Source organism: Clostridium cochlearium (genome assembly GCF_900187165.1).
In the GTDB taxonomy this organism is placed as follows: domain Bacteria; phylum Bacillota; class Clostridia; order Clostridiales; family Clostridiaceae; genus Clostridium_G; species Clostridium_G cochlearium.
Window position 1 is genome coordinate 1,358,740 of the sequence record NZ_LT906477.1, and the last position, 23,867, is coordinate 1,382,606.

Annotated in this window: 24 protein-coding genes; all 24 read right to left on the reverse strand. The window is 28.3% G+C overall.

Going from position 1 to position 23,867, the window contains the following annotated elements; all coding sequences use genetic code 11:
• Nucleotides 1-10 precede the first annotated feature (10 nt).
• The 24 genes from CKV72_RS06700 to CKV72_RS06815 all read right to left on the reverse strand — a co-directional run bounded on the left by CKV72_RS06700 (nucleotide 11) and on the right by CKV72_RS06815 (nucleotide 23,543).
• On the reverse strand, nucleotides 11-631 hold the full coding sequence (locus tag CKV72_RS06700) for a DivIVA domain-containing protein (protein WP_089864885.1): 621 nt from the start codon (nucleotides 629-631) through the stop codon (nucleotides 11-13).
• A 16-nt stretch (nucleotides 632-647) separates the two neighbouring features.
• A complete protein-coding gene (locus CKV72_RS06705; protein WP_095177824.1) occupies nucleotides 648-1,424 on the reverse strand; it encodes a YlmH family RNA-binding protein in 777 nt (258 codons plus the stop codon).
• The gene (locus CKV72_RS06710; RefSeq protein ID WP_089864882.1) at nucleotides 1,418-1,687 is read right to left on the reverse strand and encodes a YggT family protein; all 270 of its coding nucleotides are present in this window, start codon (nucleotides 1,685-1,687) and stop codon (nucleotides 1,418-1,420) included. Before CKV72_RS06710 ends, CKV72_RS06705 begins: the two co-directional genes overlap by 7 nt.
• A gap of 19 nt (nucleotides 1,688-1,706) precedes the next feature.
• Nucleotides 1,707-2,168 carry a cell division protein SepF gene (locus CKV72_RS06715; protein WP_089864880.1) on the reverse strand — a complete coding sequence of 154 codons (462 nt, stop codon included), beginning with the start codon at nucleotides 2,166-2,168 and terminating at the stop codon, nucleotides 1,707-1,709.
• 14 nt (nucleotides 2,169-2,182) lie between these two features.
• On the reverse strand, nucleotides 2,183-2,851 hold the full coding sequence (locus CKV72_RS06720) for a YggS family pyridoxal phosphate-dependent enzyme (RefSeq protein WP_095177825.1): 669 nt from the start codon (nucleotides 2,849-2,851) through the stop codon (nucleotides 2,183-2,185).
• Nucleotides 2,852-2,923: 72 nt separating this feature from the next.
• Nucleotides 2,924-3,655, reverse strand: coding sequence for a DUF881 domain-containing protein (locus CKV72_RS06725; protein WP_095177826.1), 732 nt, complete (start codon nucleotides 3,653-3,655; stop codon nucleotides 2,924-2,926).
• A gap of 14 nt (nucleotides 3,656-3,669) precedes the next feature.
• Nucleotides 3,670-4,008: a small basic family protein gene (locus CKV72_RS06730; protein ID WP_089864871.1), complete on the reverse strand. Its 339-nt coding sequence runs from the start codon at nucleotides 4,006-4,008 to the stop codon at nucleotides 3,670-3,672.
• Nucleotides 4,009-4,026: 18 nt separating this feature from the next.
• On the reverse strand, nucleotides 4,027-4,746 hold the full coding sequence (locus CKV72_RS06735; RefSeq protein ID WP_089864868.1) for a DUF881 domain-containing protein: 720 nt from the start codon (nucleotides 4,744-4,746) through the stop codon (nucleotides 4,027-4,029).
• Between the two features lie 49 nt (nucleotides 4,747-4,795).
• Nucleotides 4,796-5,575: a cell division protein FtsQ/DivIB gene (locus CKV72_RS06740; RefSeq protein WP_169712354.1), complete on the reverse strand. Its 780-nt coding sequence runs from the start codon at nucleotides 5,573-5,575 to the stop codon at nucleotides 4,796-4,798.
• Nucleotides 5,576-5,643: 68 nt separating this feature from the next.
• Nucleotides 5,644-6,750 carry a stage V sporulation protein E gene (gene spoVE / locus CKV72_RS06745; protein ID WP_089864862.1) on the reverse strand — a complete coding sequence of 369 codons (1,107 nt, stop codon included), beginning with the start codon at nucleotides 6,748-6,750 and terminating at the stop codon, nucleotides 5,644-5,646.
• 19 nt (nucleotides 6,751-6,769) lie between these two features.
• Nucleotides 6,770-7,729 carry a phospho-N-acetylmuramoyl-pentapeptide-transferase gene (gene mraY, locus CKV72_RS06750; protein WP_095177828.1) on the reverse strand — a complete coding sequence of 320 codons (960 nt, stop codon included), beginning with the start codon at nucleotides 7,727-7,729 and terminating at the stop codon, nucleotides 6,770-6,772.
• Between the two features lie 30 nt (nucleotides 7,730-7,759).
• Nucleotides 7,760-9,145: a UDP-N-acetylmuramoyl-tripeptide--D-alanyl-D-alanine ligase gene (locus CKV72_RS06755; RefSeq protein ID WP_089864857.1), complete on the reverse strand. Its 1,386-nt coding sequence runs from the start codon at nucleotides 9,143-9,145 to the stop codon at nucleotides 7,760-7,762.
• Nucleotides 9,146-9,156: 11 nt separating this feature from the next.
• Nucleotides 9,157-10,614 carry a UDP-N-acetylmuramoyl-L-alanyl-D-glutamate--2,6-diaminopimelate ligase gene (locus CKV72_RS06760; protein WP_089864854.1) on the reverse strand — a complete coding sequence of 486 codons (1,458 nt, stop codon included), beginning with the start codon at nucleotides 10,612-10,614 and terminating at the stop codon, nucleotides 9,157-9,159.
• A 76-nt stretch (nucleotides 10,615-10,690) separates the two neighbouring features.
• On the reverse strand, nucleotides 10,691-12,877 hold the full coding sequence (locus CKV72_RS06765; RefSeq protein WP_089864851.1) for a stage V sporulation protein D: 2,187 nt from the start codon (nucleotides 12,875-12,877) through the stop codon (nucleotides 10,691-10,693).
• Nucleotides 12,878-12,891: 14 nt separating this feature from the next.
• A complete protein-coding gene (ftsL, locus tag CKV72_RS06770) occupies nucleotides 12,892-13,377 on the reverse strand; it encodes a cell division protein FtsL (RefSeq protein WP_089864848.1) in 486 nt (161 codons plus the stop codon).
• Between the two features lie 33 nt (nucleotides 13,378-13,410).
• On the reverse strand, nucleotides 13,411-14,343 hold the full coding sequence (gene rsmH / locus CKV72_RS06775) for a 16S rRNA (cytosine(1402)-N(4))-methyltransferase RsmH (RefSeq protein ID WP_089864845.1): 933 nt from the start codon (nucleotides 14,341-14,343) through the stop codon (nucleotides 13,411-13,413).
• 35 nt (nucleotides 14,344-14,378) lie between these two features.
• Complete coding sequence (gene mraZ / locus CKV72_RS06780; protein ID WP_089864842.1) at nucleotides 14,379-14,807, reverse strand: division/cell wall cluster transcriptional repressor MraZ; 429 nt, start codon at nucleotides 14,805-14,807, stop codon at nucleotides 14,379-14,381.
• A gap of 198 nt (nucleotides 14,808-15,005) precedes the next feature.
• Complete coding sequence (locus CKV72_RS06785) at nucleotides 15,006-16,127, reverse strand: DegT/DnrJ/EryC1/StrS family aminotransferase (protein WP_089864839.1); 1,122 nt, start codon at nucleotides 16,125-16,127, stop codon at nucleotides 15,006-15,008.
• Between the two features lie 29 nt (nucleotides 16,128-16,156).
• Nucleotides 16,157-17,332, reverse strand: coding sequence for a DegT/DnrJ/EryC1/StrS family aminotransferase (locus CKV72_RS06790; protein ID WP_095177829.1), 1,176 nt, complete (start codon nucleotides 17,330-17,332; stop codon nucleotides 16,157-16,159).
• A gap of 2 nt (nucleotides 17,333-17,334) precedes the next feature.
• A complete protein-coding gene (locus tag CKV72_RS06795; RefSeq protein ID WP_169712355.1) occupies nucleotides 17,335-18,546 on the reverse strand; it encodes a MerR family transcriptional regulator in 1,212 nt (403 codons plus the stop codon).
• A gap of 211 nt (nucleotides 18,547-18,757) precedes the next feature.
• Complete coding sequence (locus tag CKV72_RS06800) at nucleotides 18,758-19,327, reverse strand: ATPase (protein ID WP_089864830.1); 570 nt, start codon at nucleotides 19,325-19,327, stop codon at nucleotides 18,758-18,760.
• A complete protein-coding gene (locus tag CKV72_RS06805) occupies nucleotides 19,327-19,500 on the reverse strand; it encodes a hypothetical protein (RefSeq protein WP_089864827.1) in 174 nt (57 codons plus the stop codon). The genes CKV72_RS06800 and CKV72_RS06805 overlap by 1 nt, the downstream gene beginning before the upstream one ends.
• Before the next feature lie 210 nt (nucleotides 19,501-19,710).
• Nucleotides 19,711-20,808 (reverse strand): redox-regulated ATPase YchF, encoded by a 1,098-nt coding sequence (ychF, locus tag CKV72_RS06810; RefSeq protein ID WP_089865102.1) that lies wholly within the window; start codon nucleotides 20,806-20,808, stop codon nucleotides 19,711-19,713.
• Nucleotides 20,809-21,230: 422 nt separating this feature from the next.
• Nucleotides 21,231-23,543, reverse strand: a complete 2,313-nt coding sequence (locus CKV72_RS06815) for an AAA family ATPase (RefSeq protein WP_089864823.1) — start codon at nucleotides 23,541-23,543, stop codon at nucleotides 21,231-21,233.
• Between the last annotated feature and the right edge of the window lie 324 nt (nucleotides 23,544-23,867).

Genomic DNA, 23,867 nt, shown 5'->3' on the forward strand with positions numbered 1-23,867 from the left:
AGCGAGATTTTTATTTTACAAAGAAATTTTTTACTTCTTCTATTTCATTTTCCTTTTCTTTTTCCAAATTAGAATCCTCAAGACCCTCTTTTATATTTTCATTTTCAATATCTTTAGCCTCTATATTTATTTCCTCTAATTTTATTTCATTTATAGTATTTCCAATATTATAATTTTTAATAAAGTCCTTTTCCATGTCTTCAAACATTTCTAATTGAGATTGCATAAAATTTTTAAACTTATTTCTAAACATTACAAATTCCTGTTTAGTTTTTTCAAAATCATCATTTACCTTAACAACATCATTATGTGCTTTATCTAAAATTCTCTTAGCTGTTTCATTGGCATTTCTTATTATCATTTCTGCCTCTTTCTCAGCTGCCTTTTTAGATTGTTCTGCTGCATTTTGTGCTAATATAAGAGTATTTTGAATAGTTTCTTCCATTTTACTGTAGTGATTCAAATTATCTTCCATATTATGTATCTTTTCTTTCAATATGGAGTTTTCTTTGTATATATTTTCATAATCCTCTGCAATTTCATCTAGAAATTCATCTACTTCATCTATATCATATCCTCTAAAGCCTTTTTTAAATTCTTTAGATGTTATGTCCATAGCTGTTATTTTCATAGGTATCACCTCACAATTAGCTAAATTTCTTAAATATTGCTTTTATTCTTCCTCTATTAGTTTCACCTACATGACATATAAATTTAAATTTTCCAATTCCTCTTATAGTTATAACGCTATTAGGTTTTACAACTTTTGCTTTATCTTTTACAATTAGATAATCCAAAAGTACCTTTCCACTTTGTATTAATTCTTCTCCCTTGCTTCTAGACAAATTAGCAAGTGCTGCCACCACAGAATCTATTCTTAAAGAAGTAATTATTACATTCATATCTTGAAAATCATAATCAGGTAATTTTTCTGTAAATAAATCTAATTTACTTACTGTACATGGATTTCTTCCAATAGATGTTAAATTGTTTATAATATAGTCACTTAAGCTATCACATACAGCTACATAGCAAACATCATCTTTTAGTATAAAATCACCTAGTTTATGTCTTTTAATTCCAAGACTCATAATTCCACCCATATAATCCTTGTGACGCAATGGTAAAAACTTTGATCCATTTTCTATCTTAAGTAAATCTATAGGATAATACCAAACTTCATCTGGAGCAAATGCTAACATTCGCCTCTCTGCCTCTTCAAACACTCCACTACTATAGATATTTACTGGTAGATGAGAAGCTAAATTTTCTATAGGATTCCATACATTTGGAGGATAAAATTCCTCTGTATACACTACATTATTTATTTTCTTACATAGCATTATTTTATCGTATACATTAGATATTAAATTTTTATCCTCAAATTCCACCCTATCTATAAATTCCTTTTTATTTATTACCATATCAATAATGTATATACTATTTTTCTCATAATTGATATTATGAAAAAGGCTAAAATTGGAGAAAAATCAATCATAAGTCCAGGCATTATCATTTCCTGTATTCTTCTACCTGGAGCTAATAGTGGTTCTGTTATAGTTTTTATAAGTTCTGTAAAGGAATTACGCATTCCCCTCCCAATAAAAGATAGCACAATATCTATTAAAATTGCTGCTTCCATAATATTAAAAAGCATACTAAATATTTTAATTAATGTAAATCTCATTTCATCATCCAACCTTTATCTATCTGTTCCAACTAAACATTCCTTTATTTGATAACTGACTTTTTAATTCGCTATCCACCTCTACATTAGAAGGTGATACTATATATATTCCCTTTTCTATTTCTTCTAGGGTTCCATTTAATGAATATGTAGCTCCACTTATGAAATCAACTAATCTTTGACCTACCTTACAATCTAATTCTATAGAATTTACTATGACAATTTTACCTTCCTTTAAATCATCGCAAATGTCTACTACCTCGTCATAGGTTTTAGGTTTTACAATTGAAACCTTTGGTGTGGATGTTGAATGTATACTTACAACTTTTCCCTGTTTTTTTGTAGAATGAACTATTGGTTCAAATTCTGTAGCTTCATCAGAATCCTCAACTTCATTTTCATCATCATAATATTCTTCGTATTCATATTCATCTTCTAGCCCTAAAAATCCCATTACTTTGTTCAAAACTTTTCCTGCCATAGTATTTTTCCTCCTTATAAGTTATTATAATCTCTTTTTCCAAATATGCCCTGACCTATTCTTACCATATTAGATCCTTCCTCTACTGCTATTTCATAGTCACCGGACATACCCATAGAAAGATATTTCATTTCGATATTTTTAAAACTTCTACTTTTTAAATCATCAAAAATTTGTTTCATTTGTTTAAAATATCTTCTACAACTTTCATCATCTTCCATAGGCAAAATAGTCATTAAACCTTGAACTTTTACATTACTACATTCTTCACAAGCTTTTATCATGTTCTCTATTTCTTCTACTCTTATTCCATATTTATTTTTATCTTCACCTATGTTTATTTGTATAAGCACCTTAGCTACTTTATCTTCTTCTTTGTATTTTTTCTCTATTTCCTTAAGCAGCCTAATGCTATCTAAAGAATGTATTAAATAAACTTTACCTACTATATATTTAACTTTATTTCTTTGGAGATGTCCTATAAGATGCCATTTCACATCTTCTTTTGGAAATTTCTCTATTTTTTCTACTAATTCCTGAACTTTATTTTCTCCAAAGTCCCTCACTCCTAAATTGTAAGCTTCTTCTATATCTTCTATGGGTTTTGTTTTTGATACAGCTACTAAATTTACATTATTACCTAACTTTTTTCTAATATCATGTAAATTTTCAGAAATCGACATTTTGGTCACCTCTTAATTATAATTCCACTTAAGTTAAATATTCTTCATAAATCTTAAAATTCCTTCAAAACTTTAATCTTTTATAGTTTTTATATATTTATTTTCTGTTTTACCATAAAAGGCCGGTACTATTAAATTATCTTCTTCTTCTATTTCAAATTCTATTCCTCTAAGCATTAAAGATTTTACATAGCTCTCATCTGAAAGAATATAATTTTTCATAGCTTCTTTATTGCCTATGACTTTTATATAAAAAGGTGTTCCTATTTGAACTCCATTTATTCTTAAAAAAAGTCCATTACAAAATATACTACTACTGCTTATTACTCTATGGCCATTTATAGATATAGCTTCTGCTCCCGCATTTAAGAGATCATTCACCACCTGTATCATATCTGTATTATGTATTATTTTTAAACGCCTCTCTAAGTAGTTATCATCATTTTCATTAAATTCTCTACTGGCATCTTCCATAATTATTTTTAATCCAGGGCCCTCCATATCTACAAGGCCTACATTAACTTTATTTTCTTGTAGTTCATTTTTTACCTCTTCTATAATTTTTTTCTTATCTTCTTCACTAGCATTATATTTTGAAAGCTTTCTATTATAATTTGCCTTAATTTCATTTAAATTACTGATATCGTTTATTAATTGATTTCGATAGATATATGCATTTTGATAATCTCTACTATTTAAAAATATATTTTTTTCTTCCCTAGAAAAACTAATATTTAATGCTACCAATACACCTATTATTATAGAGGCTATGAAGACAAATATATTAGCTTCATTATATCTCATTTATATTCACCTCATTATCGTTCTCTGGCTTTTTCTATTAATAAACGTCTTATAATAGCAAAGTTATCAAATATTCTTCCTCCAAAAACAATAACCGCAGCAATGTATATTGGTACTCCTAATTTATCTCCAAGATAAGCTAGTGCTGCTGCTAATACCGCATTACCAAAAAAACCTGATATAAATATATCTGCTTGAAATTTTTTTGACATAGTAGCCCTTACAGCTCCAAATACTGAATCTAAACAAGCAAGTATTGCTACTGACATATATGGAGAAAATTTTTCAGGAATATTCACATTCCAAACTGCACCAATTATAATACCTATTATTAGTCCTAAAAATGCTATCAATTAAGATCCCTCCCAAAACTACTCTTGTTTTTCTTTAACTGGTTTTGCATATTCAAATTTATAACTTTTATTATATTTTTCAATTTTTATATTGTCAGAAACTTCATATTTAATATCACATACTCCTTTAAAATCTACTAGAACCTCTGGAAAACTAAAAATAGCCTCTAAATTAGTTTTATTTCCTATAGCTTTTATAGTTATTCTTTTAGAAGGTGATACTCTATCTTCACCATTTATAGATATCATATCTCCAGATATTCTAATACCTGTTCTTCCAGTTATTCTTATGTCATTTATAGATATGGCCTCTGCTCCTGCAAATTTTAATTCATTTACTAAATAAACTAATTGCCTATCTGTTATCTTCATATCCACATTCCCAAATATACCCGAATTAGGCACTAAATATATTGTTATACCTGGCCCTTCCACATCCGTAGTTCCTGTAAGTAAACGAGTTTTTTCTAATTCTTTTAATAAGCTTTTATTAGTATCATCTATGTTTGCTGCTGCTTCCTCATATTCTGTAACTTTTCCTTGTAAATCATTTATTTTATTATTTAGTCTTTCTTTTTCTTTTTTGTACTGTTCAATTTCTTTTACTATATCAGAACTATTGTATGGATTAACCGGTAAGCTTTCCTGTTTAAATATAATTTTGAATTGATAAGCTAACATAAATCCTAGAATAGCACAAACAATTGCCACACTTAATTGAGAATTAATTTTCCTCATATAGATTTTCCTCCTACCTTCTCCTATTCACAAATTTAACATTACAATACTATTTTATAAACACCACAGGATTCCCTTTAAAACTTACATTTATATACCCTTCTTTAGCACCCCTTATTTCTTCTTTTTGTAGTAATATATTAAAAGCTTTATTTAATTTTGTGTCTATTTCTTCATCATCGCCTAATATTATTTGTATATTTCTGTATTTAAGCTTAATATTATTCATGTTTTCTATATTTACTATGGATATTTCATAATTATTGTCTTTTTTATCAATTAAACTGGCTAAATTTTTTATGAACTTTATTCTTATATTTCCCTGTTCAAGTATAGGCTCTCCTATTTTATAATCCTTTTTTTTAACACCATCTAATTTAACTAATTTCATATTTTTTATATTATTTCTTTCTTCTAATACATATCCATTATTATCTATAATATAAAATTTCTTATCCTTTTCTATATAATATAATGCCTTTCTTTCCTCTATATTTATTAAAATTTTATTGGGCAATTTCCTTTTAACCTCAGCATTTAAAATATAGGGATTGCTCATTATGTTATTTTTTACATTATTTAAATTCAAATAAAAAATATTGTTATCACTTCTTATTTCCGATGATTTAATTATCAACTCTTTTTTTATATTTTTATTACCATTAACATCTACTATTTTAACATTAAAGAAAGGATGTTTAAAGCAAAGAGTTGTAAGTATAGAAATAAGTAGAATACCAAAAGCAATTAATTTTTTTCTTCTCTTTTTTTTATGTCTTCTTATTATATATTCGTTAGTTTTATCAGATTTATTAACATTGCTTATCATTTTTAACTCCATCCTTAAATGTATAATTATATAAATTATAGCATTGTGGTAACACACAATGCTATAGTCTATATAGTGCTTTTTTGCCTTGATATATTGAGAAGTACTCCCATAGCCATCATATTTAAAACCAAAGAGGAGCCTCCATAACTTATAAAAGGTAATGGCACTCCTGTTACTGGTATGGAACCTGTTACAACAGCAATATTAATCAAAGCCTGCACACCTATAACAGAAGTTATTCCTGCAGCAACTAATGTTCCAAAGGTATCCTTTGCCTTTACCGCTGTAACTATACCTCTCCATACAAAAATTACAAAAAGCAATATTATAAAAGTACATCCTATAAGTCCTAATTCCTCACCTATAACTGCAAATATGAAATCATTATGTGGTTCAGGAATATAATAACACTTTTGTCTTGACTGTCCTAATCCAACACCCCAAATTCCTCCTGATCCTAAGGCTAAAAAAGATTGTATTAATTGATATCCTTTTCCCTTAGGATCTATCCAGGGATTCCTAAAAGTAAGAAGCCTTCCTAATCTAAAGGGTTCTAGTAAAATAGCTGCTACTCCTGCTAAAATAACTGGAATAACTACCGCTACTAGATGCAAAAATTTTGCTCCTGCTACAAATAACATAATAAAAGTAACCATCATAATTACTGTGGCAATACTCAAGTTTTTTTCTGCAAATACAAGTCCCGCATAAAATCCTGCAACTAATAAATAAGGTACAACTCCGTAGATAAAAGTCCTAATTCTATATCCTTTATTTTCAATACTTTTTGCAAGATAAATAACCACCATGTATTTGGCTATTTCCGAAGGTTGAAAGCTTGCAGGACCTAATTGTATCCATCTTCTAGCTCCATTTACTTCAGGAAAGGCAAATACAACTAGTAATAATATGGTAGTTACTAACATAAGTATTTTTGTATATCTTTTGTACTTATGATAATCAATATTTATAGTAGCAAACATGGCAATTATACCTAAAATAGCCCATAGTCCCTGTCTTTTTAAAAAATACATGCTATCTTCATATTTATAAAAAGCAAAATAGGAACTAGCACTATACACCATTACAACCCCAATAGCAACCAACAACATAATTACACAAAACATAAGAAAGTCAATTTTTCCCATTTTATTATTTTGGAGTTTTCTCATATAAACCTCCTTAATCAACTTATTTAAAGGATAAAAATGCTATCATGCATAGTATTACAGTAATTATAGAAAATACAGAAACTACTTTTGTTTCATGCCATCCACTTAACTCAAAATGATGGTGTAATGGACTCATTTTAAACACCCTTTTTCCTGTTAATTTAAAAGAAATCACCTGTATTATAACAGAAAGAGTTTCTAATACATATATTCCCCCTACTATTATGAGTACAAGAGGAAGCTTTAATATCATAGCTACTGCTGCTACAGCCCCTCCTAGAGCAAGGGATCCTGTATCCCCCATAAATATTTGAGCTGGGAAAGCATTATACTTTAAAAATCCTAAAAGTGATCCTGCAGTTATTGCGCAAAATACAGATAGAGTATAATGTCCCATATTAAAGCTTACTATGACGAAAAAAGTCATAACCAATATGGTAATAGATGTGGCTAATCCATCTAGTCCATCTGTTAAATTTACTGCATTAGTAGTTCCCGCAAAATATATTATTATAAAAGGAATATAAAGTTTTCCTAAATCTAAACTTTTTTCATAAAATGGTAATATTATGGAAGTTCCTATATCCGGATTATTAGCTCCGTAATAGGCAAAAGCAAATGAAACTATTAATAACAAAATCATCTTTTGTTTTGCTGTCAGTCCTAAATTATTTTTTCTAGCAATCTTTAAGTAATCATCTATAAATCCAATAACTCCAAAAGCTATAAAGGCATACATAGCAAACATAGCCTCATCACTTGGATTTTTAACTAGTATGAGCATAGATATTATAATTGATATTATAAATATAATACCTCCCATAGTAGGTGTTCCTGCCTTTTTTTGATGACTTTTAGGACCTTCTTCTCTAATATTTTGTCCAAACTTTAAATTATGTAGCAATGGTATTAAAATTGGTCCTGTAATTATTGATATAAAAAATGCTACAAGTACAGAATAAATTATCTTGCTATTCATATTATTTATATTTCGCCTCCTAAAGTCTAGTTATTTAAAGCTTTCAACCATTTCTTCAAAGTGTTCTGATCTAGATGCTTTAAATAATACTACATCTTCACTATCTAAATGATCATTTAAATAGGTTATTACTTCGTCTTTATCTTTTGCCTCTAAAATATATCCTCTATTACTGTTATTCTCACTTCCTTCTAAATATCCTTCTATATAAGATTTTGAAAAATCACCTAGTACTATTAAATTTATAGATTTTTCTCCAGCATATTTACCTATTTCCCTATGAGCCCTATGTGATTCTTCTCCTAATTCTTTCATAGTGCCAAGTACCGCATATCTTTTTTTACCTTTAATATTACATAAAACATCTATTGCTGCCCTCATAGAATCAGGACTTGCATTATAGCTATCATCTACTATATTAAATTTCTTACCCTTTACTATATCCAATCTCATGGAAGTGGTTTCTAAGTTTAAAATTCCTTTTTTTATATCTTCAAATTCTATTCCCAAAACCCTTCCACATGCAATGGCTAAAAGTGAGTTTAATACATTATGTTTTCCTGGTACCGGCACATTTATATAAACTTTTTTATTACTTTCACTTTCTAAAACTTCAAAAGATACTTTCTTTTCATTTAAATTTATGTCATATGCATATATATTATGATTTTTTTCAAGGCCTGTTTTTATTAATTTATAATTTTCTTCTTGTAAATTTCCCAACAGTTCATCTTCACCATTTACTATGAGTATATTATTATCACCAAAAAAATCTGTAATCTCTAATTTAGCTTTTAAAATATTTTCTCTACTCTTTAAATTTTCTATATGAGATATACCTATATTAGTTATTATAGCTACATCTGGCAGGGCAGTTTCTGCCATCCTATGTATTTCTCCAAAATCACTCATGCCCATTTCTAGTACTGCTATGTCATAACTTTTATCTAATTTGAATATCATAAGTGGAAGCCCTATTTCATTGTTAAAATTTCCTTGAGTTTTAAAGACTTTATATTTGGAACTTAAAACTGCTGCTGTTAAATCTTTAGTAGAAGTCTTTCCAGTGGAACCAGTTATTGCAACTACTTTAATCTTGAGTTTACTTTTATAATATTTAGCCAAATCCAATAAGGCTTTACCTGTATTTTCAACTTTTATAATAGTTGTATAATCTTTTATTTCTTCCTTTTTAAAATGCTCTTCATCTACTATACAAATATAGGCTCCCTTTTGGCTAGCTGTAGCCACATATTCATTACCATTAAATCTTTCTCCTTTAAGTGCTATGAATATAGCTTTTTCTTCTATTTTTCTAGTATCTGTTGATACATATTGCCAATCAAATTTATTTCCCTTTATTAAAACCTCTCCTGATACAGCTTTTACAATATCTTCTAGTGATAAATACTCCATAAAAATTCCTCCTAATAAAGTTCTTCAATTATCTCTTTTATTACTTCTCTTTCGTCAAAATGTATGGTTTTGTCCTTTAAAATTTGATAATCTTCATGTCCTTTTCCTGCTACCACTATAACATCATCTTTTTGAGCTACAGTCATAGCTTTTTTAATAGCTTCCCTTCTATTTTCCACCACAATATAGTTATCTTTTTCTATACCCTTCACTATATCATCTATTATACTAAAAGGATTTTCTGTCCTTGGATTGTCAGAGGTTAGTATAGCTAAATCACTAAGTTCTGTTCCTATTTTACCCATTATAGGTCTTTTAGTTCTATCTCTATCTCCACCACATCCATAAACACTTATAAGTCTGCCCTTTGTAAAGTCTCTAGCAGTTCTCAGTACATTATCTAATCCATCTGGTGTATGTGCATAGTCTACAATAACATCATATCCTAAATTATATTCTCTTGTAACTATTTCACATCTGCCTGGTACCCCTGAAAGTTTTTCTAAACCTGTTTTTATGGTATCTAAGCTGATTTTTTCATTTATACAAGCCAAAATACTTCCTAATGCATTTAATACATTATATTCTCCTGGTATGTGTATATTAAATTCCTTTTTATTTCCTTTAAAATCTACAGTAAATTCTACTCCTCTAGAATGCAATCTTACATTTTCCGCCTTTAAATCAGAATGTTTTTTTATAGAATAGGTAAAAGTTTTTTCTCCTATATCTTTTAAAATTCTTTCTCCATAATTATCATCTATATTTATTATAGAATTAATACTGTTTTTAAAAAGTATCAATTTTGAATTATAATAATTCTCAAAGGTTTTATGGAAATCTAAATGGTCTTGAGTTAAATTTGTAAATATGGCCTCATTAAATTCTATTCCATATACTCTATCTAAATACAGTGAATGAGAAGATACTTCCATTACACAGTAATCTACTCCTTCTTCCACCATATCTTTAAAAAGTTTATGTATTTCTAAAGATTCTGGTGTAGTCCTCTTAGCATGAATTTTTTTATCTCCTATGTAATTAGATATGGTACCCATAAGTCCAACTTTAAACCCTGCTTCTTCTAATATTGACTTTATCATAAAAGTACTTGTTGTTTTGCCATTAGTACCTGTAATTCCTATTATTTTTAATTTATTCTTAGGATTACCATAATAATTTGAAGCAGCTAATGCTAATGCTTTTCTACTATTTTCAACTTTTATAAAAGTAATATCTTTATAATCATTTTGATTTTTGAATTCCTTATCAAAAACTATGACTTTAGCACCTTTTTCTATAGAAGATTCTATAAACTTATGTCCATCTGTACTATACCCTTGTATAGCAAAAAAAACATCACCTTTTTTAACATTTCTGGAATCATATTGAATATTTTCTATATCCACATCTATATTTCCATTTAAAACATTATAGTCTATTTTTTTTAGCACTTCTTTCAATTTCATAACCTCTACACTCCTTTAGATTAAGTCTATTTTTACAGTATAACAGTGAACGGCATAGCCGTTCACTGTATAAAAATTAATCTATAACTTCTTCTAATTTAACATGTATTGTAGTTCCCTTTGGAACTTCCTCGTCCTCTTTAACACTTTGTTCATAAATTAGTCCACTTCCACTATAGGTTATTTTTAAACCAAGACTATTAAGTAATTTAGACGCATTCTCTATAGTATATCCTCTTATATCTGGAACTGCCACTACTCTATTATAATTGGATGTTTTTCCAGTGTAAAGTACTATTTTGCTTCCTTCTTTAACAGTATATCCAGGCTTTGGATTCATATCTGTTATATAGTCTCCCTTTTCATCTATATTATAATCTAATTTTTGTTCTTTTAATATTTTTAACGCTTCTGCTTTTTTAAGTCCCCTAATTTCAGGTATTACTATATCTTTCTTTAAACTTTCAGCAATTTCTGAGTCAGATGCATTTCCCTTTATAGAAAGGTAATTAAATATATCATTAAATACTTGTTGTGCTACTGGAGCTGCAATTTGTCCTGCATAATAATTAGATGGATCTGGCTCATCTATAGACACAAATAGTGTTATTTGAGGTTTCTCCGCTGGAGCCATTCCTGCAAAGGAAGATATATATTTTTGAGGTCCATATTTACCATCTATAACCTTTTGAGCTGTTCCAGTTTTACCTCCAATAGTATATCCTTCTATAAAAGCTTTTTTTCCTCCTCCTTCAGAAATTACCTTTTCAAGATATCCCCTAAGTTGAGCAGTTTTTTCTTCACTTAATATCTTTTTTTCATTATAGTCTTCAAATTTTTTCTCTGTTTTTTTAACACCTGTTTCTTCATCGTAGCTTTGAATTTCTTTTAGAAAATGAGGTTTTATAAGTTTCCCTCCATTAGCAACAGCATTAAAAGCACTTAAATACTGTACTATAGAAACTGTATTTGTTTGTCCAAAAGATATAGTAGCTAAATCCAATTCAGAAATATTTGCAGGATTTTTAATAATTCCCAATGCCTCTCCTGGAACATCTACTCCTGTCTTTTCTCCAAATCCAAATTTCCTTATATATTTATATAAATTTTCTTTTCCAATTTTTTTACCTAACTCTGTAAATCCTACGTTACAAGAATTTTTTAATATTTCCACAAAGGTTTGACTACCATGTCCACCAGATTTCCAACACCTTACAGTTCTTTTACCTATTACAGTAGAACCTTTACAATAAAATCTGTCTTCTTCCGATACTAAATTTTCTTCCAAAGCTGCAGTGGAAGTTATAACTTTAAAAATAGATCCAGGTTCAAAAGTATCACTAATAGCTCTATTCCTCCACATTTTTTGTAGTTCTTCTGAAGTTTTTCCTTCTACCCAAGGATTATTTGGATTATAATCTGGTTTATTTACTAAAGCTAGTATTTCTCCATTATTAGGATTCATAGCCATAATACTTACAGCCTTTGCTTTATTATCGCTTAATGCTTGAGTAGCTGCTTTTTCACAAAAATGTTGTATCATTTCATCTATGGTCAAAACCACATCTTTTCCATCTTCTGGTTTAGTAAATTCTGATATAACATAAGGTAATTGTCTTGACCTTGTATTATCTAATTCTGCTATTCTTTTGCCCGGTTTTCCTGATAATACACTATTGTATTGCATTTCTATTCCTGCAAGTCCATCTCCATCTGAATTAGTATGTCCTAAAACATGGGCTAAATAATTTTCATTTGGATAGTATCTTTTTGTATCTGCAGATACTATAACTCCCCATAAATCCAATTCCTTTACTTTATCTGCCATAGACTTTTCTATTCTTCTTTTTAAAGTAGCAGACCCATAGGGCAATCCATTAGGTAATTTTTTTTCTATAACTTTTACTACATCTTCTTTTTCCATTTCTAAAGCTTCTGCAAGCTTAGATGCTACATCTTCAGTAGTAAGCTTCTTAGTTTTCATAGTAGATCTTAAAGCATTTAAATCTAAGTCTATTCTATAAACATTTGCACTTATTGCTAGTTCATTTCCATTCCTATCTAAAATTCTTCCCCTTTTGGCTGATATTTCCACTTCACTAGTCCATTGATCTATAGCTGCTTTTTTATAATCTGGTGACTTATAAACCATAACAAATATAAGCCTTCCCATTAAACCAGTAAATAGCACAGCCAATATCATAAGTACTAAAAACATTCTTTTCTTTGATAGTACTTTATCCCTATAATTTTTTTTGCTCAAACTAAATACCTCCGCTAATATAACTTACTTAAAAAATTTGCTATTATTCCTTTATTTTTGTTTTTTTCTTCATTTGCATTTTTATTAAGCTTAAATATTTCTTTACTCATATCACAATAAATCATATTTTCTTTGGTAGGTACTGACATTTTAAGCTTGCCAATAGCAATATCCTCAACAGATTTTATATTATTTAATTTTAATAATTCCACTTTTAAATTTTCGTTTTCTTTGTTTAACTTAACAATACTATTATTTATATTATTAAGTTGTTTTTGCATATTATATATTTTGCTATATCTTCCTATTATAATAGTTCCAACTATAAATACCGTAAGTATTTTCCCAATTATGCTTAATTTTTTTCTAGAATTATTAGGTATCTTCTTTCTGAAAACTTTTTTTTCTTTTTTCTTTTGGCTTTTTTCTTCTATATGTACTTCAGGAGCCATAACAGTACTGCCGTCAACATAATAATTTTTTTTATCTGTTACTATCAATTTTATTCACTCCCCTTTATTTTTAGAACAAGCCTAAAGTCTTTCAGCTATTCTAAGTTTTGCACTTCTACTTCTTGGATTTCTCTCCACTTCTTCCTTAGAAGGTTCTATAGGTTTTCTAGTTATTATTTTAACTAGAGGCTGCCTTCCACAAGTACAAATTGGGAAATCCCTAGGACATATACAAGGATCTTCTAATTCTTTAAATTTGTTTTTTACTATTCTATCTTCTAATGAATGGAAGGTAATTATAGCTATTCTTCCACCACTTTTTAAACCCTTTACAGAATCTTCAATGGCTTTATTTAATATTTCAAGTTCTCCATTTACTTCTATTCTAATAGCTTGAAAAGTTCTCTTAGCTGGATGAGGTCCTTCTCTTCTAAATTTAGCTGGTATGGCTCTTTTTATTATATCCACTAGTTCTCCCGTAGTTTCTATTTTTTTATTTTTTCTATTTTCCACTATAAAATTTGCTATTCTCTTAGCAAATCTTTCCTCACCATATTCTTTTATAATCTTTGCTAATTTATTTTCATTATAAAAATTTACTACTTCATAAGCATCTAGTGAACTTTTTTTATTCATTCTCATATCCAGTGGAGCATCTTGCATATAGCTAAAGCCTCTGCTTTTCTCGTCTAATTGATAAGAGGATACTCCTAAATCCATTAAAATTCCATCTACTTTTCCCACTTGAAGTTCTTCTAAAACGTCTTTTATATAATAAAAATTACTATGTTTGTATAGTACATTTTCGTATTCCTTCAACTTTTCAGAAGCAGCACCTAATGCTTCTTCATCTTGATCTATTCCTACAAGTTTTCCTTCTTTAGATAATCTTTTTAGTATTTCTTTTGAGTGACCTGCTCCACCTAGTGTACAATCTACATATATTCCATTTTCTTTAATATTAAGTCCTTCTATACATTCATCTAAAAGAACAGATATATGTTTAAAATCCATATTTTATCATTCCTTTACTTCATTATTTTATTTATTTAGATTCCTAGTTCGCTCATTTTTTCTGCTATCTGTTCATAATCTATATTAGCATCATTATATTCTTCCCATTTTTCCTTGCTCCAAATCTCTATTCTGGTAGCCACTCCTATGCTTACTATTTCCTTATTTATGTTTGCATATTTTATTAAATTTTGAGGTATCAAAGCTCTTCCTTGTTTATCTATGGAAATTTCATTGGCCCCTGAGAAAAAAAACCTTACAAAGGCTCTAGCATCTTTATTGGTTAATGGGAGTTTTCTTAATTTTTCCTCTAGTATTTTCCATTCTTCCATAGGATATATATATAAACAATTATCTAATCCTTTAGTGAGTATGAAACTTTCTCCTAGTTCTTCTCTAAATTTTGAAGGGATTATTATTCTATTTTTACTATCTACTCCGTGGTTATACTCCCCAATAAACATTTTTCCACCTCTAAAATCTATTTTGCTCCACTTTAATCCACTTCAATCCACTACAGATACAATTCTATATAAATATGTAATTTCCTTTTTTTTGTTTAGATAAATTTAAATTTTAGCACTCTATTAAAATTTTATTAAATGCCATATTAAAAATAATAAAAAAAGAGTGTATTTTTTGCAAAATACACTCTTTTTTTATTATTTTCTGTAAAACTCTTTTATTTTTTCACATACATAATCTACTTCATCTTCGGTTAATTCTGGATAAATTGGAAGAGCTAATATCTTTTTACTAACCCTTTCTGCCACTGGGAAGTCTCCCTCTTTATATCCTAAATAACTAAAACATTTTTGTAGATGCAGTGGAATTGGATAATATATACTAGTTCCTATTCCATTTTCTCTTAAGTATTTATTTAATTCATCTCTCTTTTCACAAAGAATATTAAATACATAGTATACAGGTTTTTGCTCACCTTTTATCTTTGTAAATTTAATTTGTTCAACATCCTTTAATCTTTCTCTATACCAAGAATTTATTGTTTCTCTTTTAGCTATAGCTTCATCTATATATTTTAATTTTACTGATAAAATAGCTGCTTGTATAGTATCCAATCTTGAATTATATCCTAAATAATCATAATGATACTTTACACTAGCACCATGAACTCTATAAATTCTCATAAGCTCAGCTAGTTTATCATCATTAGTAATAACCATTCCTCCATCTCCATAGCCACCTAATGTTTTGGTTGGGAAGAATGAGAATATTCCCATATCCCCTATGGTTCCAGCATGTCTATAGGTATCTCCTCTACCTTTCCATCTCATGCCAAATGCTTCTGCAGCATCTTCAAATACTGTTAGGTTGTGTCTTTTAGCTATATCCATTACATCATCCATATTTACCATTTGGCAAAATAAATGTATAGGAAGTATTCCTGCTGTATTCTTAGTTACTTTTTCTTCTATTTTAGTGGTATCTATATTAAAAGTTTCTTCATCAATATCTACAAACACTGGTATTCCTTCATGTTTAGCTATGCAAGAAGTTGAAGCAAGAAAAGTAAATGGTGAGGTTATAATTTCTTTTCCTTTTTTATACCCTAATATATCTGAACCTATAACTAAAGCGTCTGTTCCAGAAGCCACTCCTATAGCATGTTTTGCTCCTGTATAATTTGCCACTTCTTCTTCAAACTTTTTAACTTCTGGGCCTAGGGTACTAATACCATTTTCTATAACATTTTTTATAGCCTGTTGAAACTCTTCTTTCTTTTCATTATATTCTCTTTGTGATGTATAAAATCCAACTTTCATTTTAATCTCTCCTTTTAAAAGATAATATTTTATAATCTTTTCTCCACTGCTTTAATAAGTTCATCTATAACATATTCTGCATCTTCTAGGGTTAAAGTAGAATATACTGGTACACTTATTTCATTTTTATATTGATTATAAGCATTAGGATAATCCTCTATTTTATACCCTAAGTTTTTATAAACTGTAAACATAGGTAAAGGTATAAAGTGAACATTAGTTGCTATGTCTTTGTTAGCTAACTCTTCAATAACGGAAGTTCTATCTTCTTCCTCAAAGCCCTTTATTCTTAAAGGATATAGATGATAAGAAGTTTCCATTTCTTCATTTTTATCAAAAGGAATTATAGCCCAATCCTTATTTTTTAATTTGCTAGAATATACATTAAATATAGCTCTTCTCTTTTCTAAAAGACTTTCATATCTTTTCATTTGAACTACTCCAAGAGCTGCTTGCATATCTGTCATGTTGCACTTAAATCCATCTGTTAACACATCATATCTCCAAGCCCCTGCTTTCATTTTAGAAAGAGCATCCTTGGATTGACCGTTAAGAGAAGTATATTTAAATTCTTTTATTAAATCTTCCTTACCCTTAAAATTGTTATCATTATAGGTTACTCCTCCCCCTTCTGCTGTAGTTAGGTTTTTAACAGCATGGAAAGAGAACACATGGAAATCAAATTGACCTCCTACTTTTTTTCCTTTATAAGATGCTCCATAAGAATGAGCTGAATCGGATATTAATATTATATCCTCTCTTCCTAATTTTTTCAAAACTTCACGAACTTTATCATAATCTACAGGAACTCCTGCAAAGTCTACAGTTATTATAGCCTTAGTTTTAGGAGTAATTGCCTTTTCTATTTTATCTATATCAATTAAAAAACTATCTTTTTTAACATCTACAAAAGTAGGTTTAATCCCCCTGTGTAAAATTATATTGGATGTAGATGTATAAGTATATGGAGTTGTTATTATTTCATCTCCTTTTTTTATATCAAAAACTTTTAATATAAGCTCCATACCTGAAGTAGCACTAGCAACTGCTAAAGCATGGTTTGTATTGCAGTAATTTGCCATAGCACTTTCAAATTCTGCAACCTTTGGTCCTGAAGTAATCCACCCTGATTCTAAAACCTTAACTACCTCATCTATTTCCTCTCTAGTTACATCTGGTGGTGAAAATGGTATCTTTTTACTCATTTTTATAACACTCCTTTATATTTTTTACTTTTAAAAAACCCTGTATCTTTTGTTATATAAATATATCCTTTTTCATACTTTTCTTTTTGTAACATATTTTGAATTTTTTTTAATTTTTCTTCATCAAATTTTTCTCTTATATCTCCTGGCATGGAAAATATATAATCTAAAAGAGCCTCTTCTTCTTTTATTGCCAAACTATCTTCATATCTTTTTGTATCCACATAGGGAAAATACTTACTTAATATTTTTTTTCCATTTTCTAATTGAAATTTTTTAGTTAAAGTAAAGCTTTCCAAATGAAGTATACTTTTATCTACCTTAGAAATAAATTCTCTCATTTCTTTCATATGTTCTTTGCCTACTGTAGAGGCGTAAAATATACCCTGTTTTTTAAGGACTCTGTTTACTTCTATCATAGCTCTATCTATATTTTCTACGTGATACAACATATGATTTGCAATTACCACATCAAAGCTTTCATCTTCATAAGGAATTTTTTCTATGTCCACAATTTCAAATTTAAATCTTTCTTTTTGCTTAGATAAATTTTTTTTAGCATCCTCTAACATTCCCTTTGAAAAATCTGTAAGATAAATATCCCAGTTTTCAGGTATATACTTATAATTTATCTTCCAAAGACTTCCGTCACCACAACCAAGCTCTAAAACCTTACATTTTTTATTTAATGGTAAATTTTTAAAAAACCAAGGCATCCATCCTTCTTTATTAGTGCTAAACTTTTGATGTAAATTTATTCTAGCTCTTAAATTGGACGCATTTTTATATTGCTTAATCCATTTTTTATCTTCATTTATCAAGCTTATAATATTTATAAATTTATCCCAATTAACCTTGTCATCATCTTCCATCATATTTAATGTTTCATCTATAGCCTTTACTATATTTTGCATTTGTCTAGCTTTTTCTTCTATTATTTCTTTTTGGATTTCTAAAGACTTTTTAAATCCTTTAGAAATTAGGTCATATTTCATAATATCCCCAATTTCCTCTAAGGATAAACCAATAAACTTTAAAGTAAGTATCTTTTGTAAATTTCCAAAGTCCTCCTTTGTATAAAGTCTATGTCCCAATTCATTATAAGACGTAGGTTTTAAAAGACCTATCTTGTCGTAATATCTTAAGGTTCTAAGAGTAACTCCCGCCTTCTTTGCAAATTGTCCTGTGGTAAAAAAGTCTTTTTCCTTTTCCATATTTTCCACCTCTATTTCAATTATATACCATGACGTAAGGGAAGGGGCAATAGGGTTTAGTGAATAACTAATAGTGAATAGTGAACAATTATGGTTGATTTTCTTCCTTGAGGCAGAAAATCTTTACATTTAGCTAAAGCTAAACCTTTTTTATAAAAAAATAATGTTCAGCTTTGCTGAACAAGACTTAGATAAAATAATTAACTTTTATTTATATATATTCAAAAATACAATTACTCCATTTGGGTATGTTTTCACTTTTCCACTTAACATTTCCATTAACTAAATAGGCTATTTGTTCAATATTCTTTGTATTATCATATATATTTATTTCATCACATGTAGTTAACAATTCTTTTAAATTATCTAATGATTCATAATATCTTCTTTCTATAGCTTCTTCTGGAATCCCATGCCCACCTCTTAAAACTCTAATCTTAACTCTTTCTTTAGCTATATCAGGATTATCTACACCTATATAATTCATAACTACATAAAAACCTTTTTCTTTTGCCTTCTTTATATTTCTAACAATACTTTTACCAGAAAGTGTGGTTTCTTGATTAAAAGATATGTCATTTTTTATATAGTTATTTATAAGTTTTACTGCTTCTCTTGCACATTTAATTTGAATATTATTATCTTTCCAAGAACCTATCCTTGCCACCATCTCATCAGTATTTATTCTTTTTTCATTTTTATTTCTTTTATAATAAATGGATTTATATATAGAAGTTTTTCCAGCACCATTAACTCCTCCAAATATAGTATACGTAGCCATTATTCCTCACCTATGACTTTTTTCTGTGATTTTTGTAATACTAGATTAGATAAAGTCATGTAAAAATCCTGTTCTTCTTTGGTTTTTGCTTTTTTAAATAGTTCTTTTAAATCATGATATGAATATTTTAAGAATTGTTCATATAGGTTATTCTCTCCATTTGCATTATTCATAATATTCCCTCCGATACATAATACTTTTTATTATATTATATACCAAATAAACAAACTTTAATTAATGAACAACTAATAGTAAACAATGAACAACTATCTATCTTATCTAATAAAATTAAAGTTCTTCTGACGTTAGGAGGAAGAACCTCCTTAGTTATTCACTATTCACTGTTAGTTATTCACTGAATAAAAGTGCAGAGCACTTTTATTCTAAACGTTGAATCTAAACAATATAACGTCTCCGTCTTTTACCACATAATCTTTTCCTTCTAATCTATAACATCCTTTTTCCTTTGCTGCAGCTTCTGAACCACATTCTATTAATTCATCATAAGAAACTACTTCTGCTCTTATAAATCCTCTTTCAAAGTCTGTGTGGATTTTTCCTGCTGCTTGTGGTGCTTTAGTACCTTGTTTTATAGTCCATGCTCTTACTTCTTGAACTCCTGCTGTTAAATAACTTATTAATCCTAATAATCTATAACTTGCTTGTATTAATTTATGAAGTCCTGGTTCTTCTATTCCATATTCTTTAAGCATTTCAAGTTTTTCTTCTTCTTCTAAAGTAGATAATTCTTCTTCAATTTTTGCACTTATAGATACTACTTCTGCTTGCTCTCCCTTTGCATATTCCTTTACCTTTTTTACATATTCATTTTCTAAATTACCAGAAACTAAATCATCTTCTGATAAGTTACAAACATATAAAACTGGTTTAGAAGTAATAAGGAAAAGTCCTTTTATAATTTCTTTTTCTTCTTCTGTAGCTTCAAAAGTTCTAACTGGCTTTTCTGCCTCCAAATGTGCCTTTAGTTTTTCCATTAATTCCATTTCTAATTTAGCATTTTTTTCTCCAGCTCTAAAGGATTTAGTAGTTCTTTCCATTCTCCTTTGTAAAACTTCAAGATCAGATAATATAAGTTCAAGATTTATGGTTTCTATATCCCTAACAGGATCTACATTTCCCTCAACATGAACTACATTTCCATCATCAAAACATCTTACTACATGAACTATAGCTTCAACTTCTCTTATATGAGATAGAAATTTATTTCCTAGACCTTCACCTTTACTAGCTCCCTTTACAAGGCCTGCTATATCATAAAATTCTATGGTTGCATAAATTTTTTTCTTTGAATCATACATCTTTTCTAAAACATCTAATCTTTTATCCGGTACAGTAACCACACCTACATTAGGTTCTATAGTGCAAAATGGATAATTTGCGGCTTCTGCCCCTGCACTTGTAATTGCATTAAATAAAGTACTTTTACCTACATTAGGTAGTCCAACAATTCCTAGTTTCATATATGTACACAATCCTTTCATCAACTTTAGTTAATTCCTTCTAAAATTATACTCTACTCCTAATTTTTTTTCAATGAACAATAAACAACTTACAAATTATGATTTCACCCTATGACTTTAATAAAATCAAAGAGACTGTTACACTTAATGTAGCAGCCTCTATTCTTGTGCTATTTATTTTTATATTTTTACCTAGTTCTAAGAAATATATACTTACTAAACTCACTAATCCTATAAATATAAACCAACTACCAAAGTATTTTCTGAAAACAATCTCCCCCTTTACACCAATAAATTTATTAAGTGGAAGAAACTTTAGTATATATAATGTTCTACAATTAAAAGAAAAATCCTTCTTAATTTCAACAATAATTTTAATATTTTTTATATTTAATAAATTAAAATATTTATTCCTTATAGAACTAATCTTTATATGGTTTTCTGTTATTTCCTAACAATTCGTATTTTTTTAATTCCCTAAAAGCTTCTTGAAATACATCTTTAGGAGAAGTTTTCTCATTACACATTAAAATTTCAATTGCATCTTCTACTGTTTTCATAAGATATATATTAAAATTGCCTTTTTCCACTTCTTTTTCTACTTCTCTATTTAATACTAAATTATCTCTATTAGAATATGGAATCACTACTCCTTTACCTTTTACATCTCCTAAGTTCTTACAAATATTAAAAAAGCCTTCTATTTTTTCATTTACTCCACCTATAGGTTGAACTTCGCCTTTTTGATTTATAGAACCTGTTACTGCAATGTTTCTTTTTATGCCAAATTTACTTAAAGCAGATATTATAGATATTACCTCTGCTACAGAAGCACTATCTCCATCTATTTCCCCGTAAACCTGTTCAAAGCTTATATGAAAATCCACAGGTAATCCTGAATACTTTCCAAAAACTTCATTAATATATCCTTTTAGTATATTAATAGCTTTGCTATGAATTTTTCCGCTTAAATGACTATCCTTTTGTACATCTATAATATTGCCGTTGCCATTATAACAATTACAAGTTATTTTAACAGGCTTTCCAAAACTTAAATATCCTGAATCTAAAACTGTAAGACCATTTATTTCTCCTATGGCATTTCCTTTTAAATTTATATAGATTTTGCCATCTCTAAATTCTTCAATTATTTTATTTTCTAATGTATCCTCCCTATAAAATTCTGAGATAACCTCTTCTCCGTCTATAAAGTCTTTATTTTCTCCTAAAGCTCTATTATTTGCCATTACTAAAATTCTCTCTAATTCCTCTAACTTAAAATAAAATCTTCTCCTATCTTCAGCCTTTCTAGAAAGAGCTTTAGCTATTTCAAAAATACCACCTTCTTTTACAGGCTTTAAATTATTTACTTTACAAATATTATCTATATTCCTTATTAAAGAAGATTTAGTTCTTTTATTAATATTTACAATAGGATCATATTCTCCTCTTATTTTAAATATTTTTCTAAAATCCTCATCATAATTATAAAGTATATCGTAGGTTTGAAAATCACCTATTAAAATTACCTTTTCTTTAATTTCTACTGGTTCTGGTTTCATACCACTTAAAGCTAATACTTCTAAGTACCCCTTACTATAATTCATATCCACCTTGCCAGTCATAATAGCCTTTTTAAAATGATAATAGCAAGCTGCATTAGATAGCAGTTTATTTGCTCGTAATATAAGGCATCCTCCATTAGCTTTTACCATAGATCCTGCTTTAATCATATTTATATCTGTTACATAACTTCCATTTTTGCTTTCATATTCAATATTTCCTAAAAGATTTTCTAAATTAGGATCTTCTTCATAAATACATGGCATATCTTCAGTATCTTTATTATCTAATATTATATTTGCTCCGTATTTATATATAATTTCTGCTGTATTCTCTTCATCAAAATCATAATCCTCAGAATAATTTTCTACTAAATCCTCCTCTATATTTTTACAAACATAGTTTAAATATTGGATAGCCTGTACTTCTTCATTTAATAATTTATTATAGTAAATTTTTGTATCTTTCATATTTTCTTTTAAATGTTCTTTAAATATATTTTTTATACTTTCTAAAAGTTCTTCTGCTTTATTATTTAAAGTTTCCAATAAGAATTCTGCTTCTTTTTTTAATATAGATATATTGACTAATATTTCCTCTCTCTTTTCTTTAGATAAAAGTTCAAATTCTTTTTCTGTCATTGGCTCTTCATTTTCCTTTAAAGGTTCAAATACAATTCCTGATTTTGCAAGCTTTATATTAAATCCTTTTTCCTTAGATGTTTCAATAATTTTACTTAGCAAATCACTTTTCATATCATCTATTTCTTGTAAAAGCTGTTCTTTTTTATTATTTTTAGATGAATTATAAAATTCACTAGCTAAACTCCAATATTCATCTTTAATATCTTCTAGAATTTCTTCAAAAATATTTCCTTTTCCTCTAGATAATGCTATAGGCACAGGATTTTTTATATCTTCTTTTATAACATAGCAAATATCCTGTAGATCTACATTTTTAAATTCTTTCTTTATAAATTTTATAATATTTTTTAACTTTTCCTTAGAAAAATCATCTATTAAATATAAATTATATCCTTCTTTATCTATGGATAAGGACTTTTTAATTTGATTATATGTTTCATAGTATTCAGCTATGGAATCCTCTTCCTTGAAATCTATATCATTAAAATCTATTTCATATTTAATTTTATCTAATTTAAATCTCTCCACCTTAACCCCTCCTCTATACATAACTATTCACTGTTATTTCATCTATTAATATATTAATATTCTATTTATATGTATTTAGGAACAAGTATTTTAATGAACTTTTTCATAGGACAATTGACAGAGGACAGAGGACATAGGACAATTGACATAGGACAATGAAGGAAGATTTTCCTCCGCTTTGCTACAGAAAATCTTTAATTTTATAAAATCTGATGAGATTTAAAATAAATTAACTTTTATATAATAATTTATTTTAATTATTTGCTATTAATCTAGCGACTGTGTCGCAAGCCGATAGGCCGCCGTTAATTAATGAATAATGAA

Coding starts and splice junctions, on each gene's coding strand:
- CKV72_RS06710 (WP_089864882.1), bottom strand. CDS start 1,687: ATGAGATTTACATTAATTAAAATATTTAGTATGCTTTTTAATATTATG.
- mraZ (WP_089864842.1), bottom strand. CDS start 14,807: ATGTTTATTGGGGAGTATAACCACGGAGTAGATAGTAAAAATAGAATA.
- spoVE (WP_089864862.1), bottom strand. CDS start 6,750: ATGAGAAAACTCCAAAATAATAAAATGGGAAAAATTGACTTTCTTATG.
- CKV72_RS06720 (WP_095177825.1), bottom strand. CDS start 2,851: ATGTCGATTTCTGAAAATTTACATGATATTAGAAAAAAGTTAGGTAAT.
- CKV72_RS06755 (WP_089864857.1), bottom strand. CDS start 9,145: ATGGAGTATTTATCACTAGAAGATATTGTAAAAGCTGTATCAGGAGAG.
- CKV72_RS06785 (WP_089864839.1), bottom strand. CDS start 16,127: ATGAAAGTTGGATTTTATACATCACAAAGAGAATATAATGAAAAGAAA.
- CKV72_RS06795 (WP_169712355.1), bottom strand. CDS start 18,546: ATGGAAAAGGAAAAAGACTTTTTTACCACAGGACAATTTGCAAAGAAG.
- CKV72_RS06800 (WP_089864830.1), bottom strand. CDS start 19,327: ATGGCTACGTATACTATATTTGGAGGAGTTAATGGTGCTGGAAAAACT.
- CKV72_RS06805 (WP_089864827.1), bottom strand. CDS start 19,500: ATGAATAATGCAAATGGAGAGAATAACCTATATGAACAATTCTTAAAA.
- ychF (WP_089865102.1), bottom strand. CDS start 20,808: ATGAAACTAGGAATTGTTGGACTACCTAATGTAGGTAAAAGTACTTTA.
- CKV72_RS06725 (WP_095177826.1), bottom strand. CDS start 3,655: ATGAGATATAATGAAGCTAATATATTTGTCTTCATAGCCTCTATAATA.
- CKV72_RS06735 (WP_089864868.1), bottom strand. CDS start 4,746: ATGAGGAAAATTAATTCTCAATTAAGTGTGGCAATTGTTTGTGCTATT.
- CKV72_RS06715 (WP_089864880.1), bottom strand. CDS start 2,168: ATGGCAGGAAAAGTTTTGAACAAAGTAATGGGATTTTTAGGGCTAGAA.
- CKV72_RS06790 (WP_095177829.1), bottom strand. CDS start 17,332: ATGAGTAAAAAGATACCATTTTCACCACCAGATGTAACTAGAGAGGAA.
- CKV72_RS06700 (WP_089864885.1), bottom strand. CDS start 631: ATGAAAATAACAGCTATGGACATAACATCTAAAGAATTTAAAAAAGGC.
- CKV72_RS06760 (WP_089864854.1), bottom strand. CDS start 10,614: ATGAAATTGAAAGAAGTGCTAAAAAAAATAGACTATAATGTTTTAAAT.
- CKV72_RS06740 (WP_169712354.1), bottom strand. CDS start 5,575: ATGATAAGCAATGTTAATAAATCTGATAAAACTAACGAATATATAATA.
- mraY (WP_095177828.1), bottom strand. CDS start 7,729: ATGAATAGCAAGATAATTTATTCTGTACTTGTAGCATTTTTTATATCA.
- rsmH (WP_089864845.1), bottom strand. CDS start 14,343: ATGGATTTTAAACATATATCTGTTCTTTTAGATGAATGTATAGAAGGA.
- CKV72_RS06705 (WP_095177824.1), bottom strand. CDS start 1,424: ATGGTAATAAATAAAAAGGAATTTATAGATAGGGTGGAATTTGAGGAT.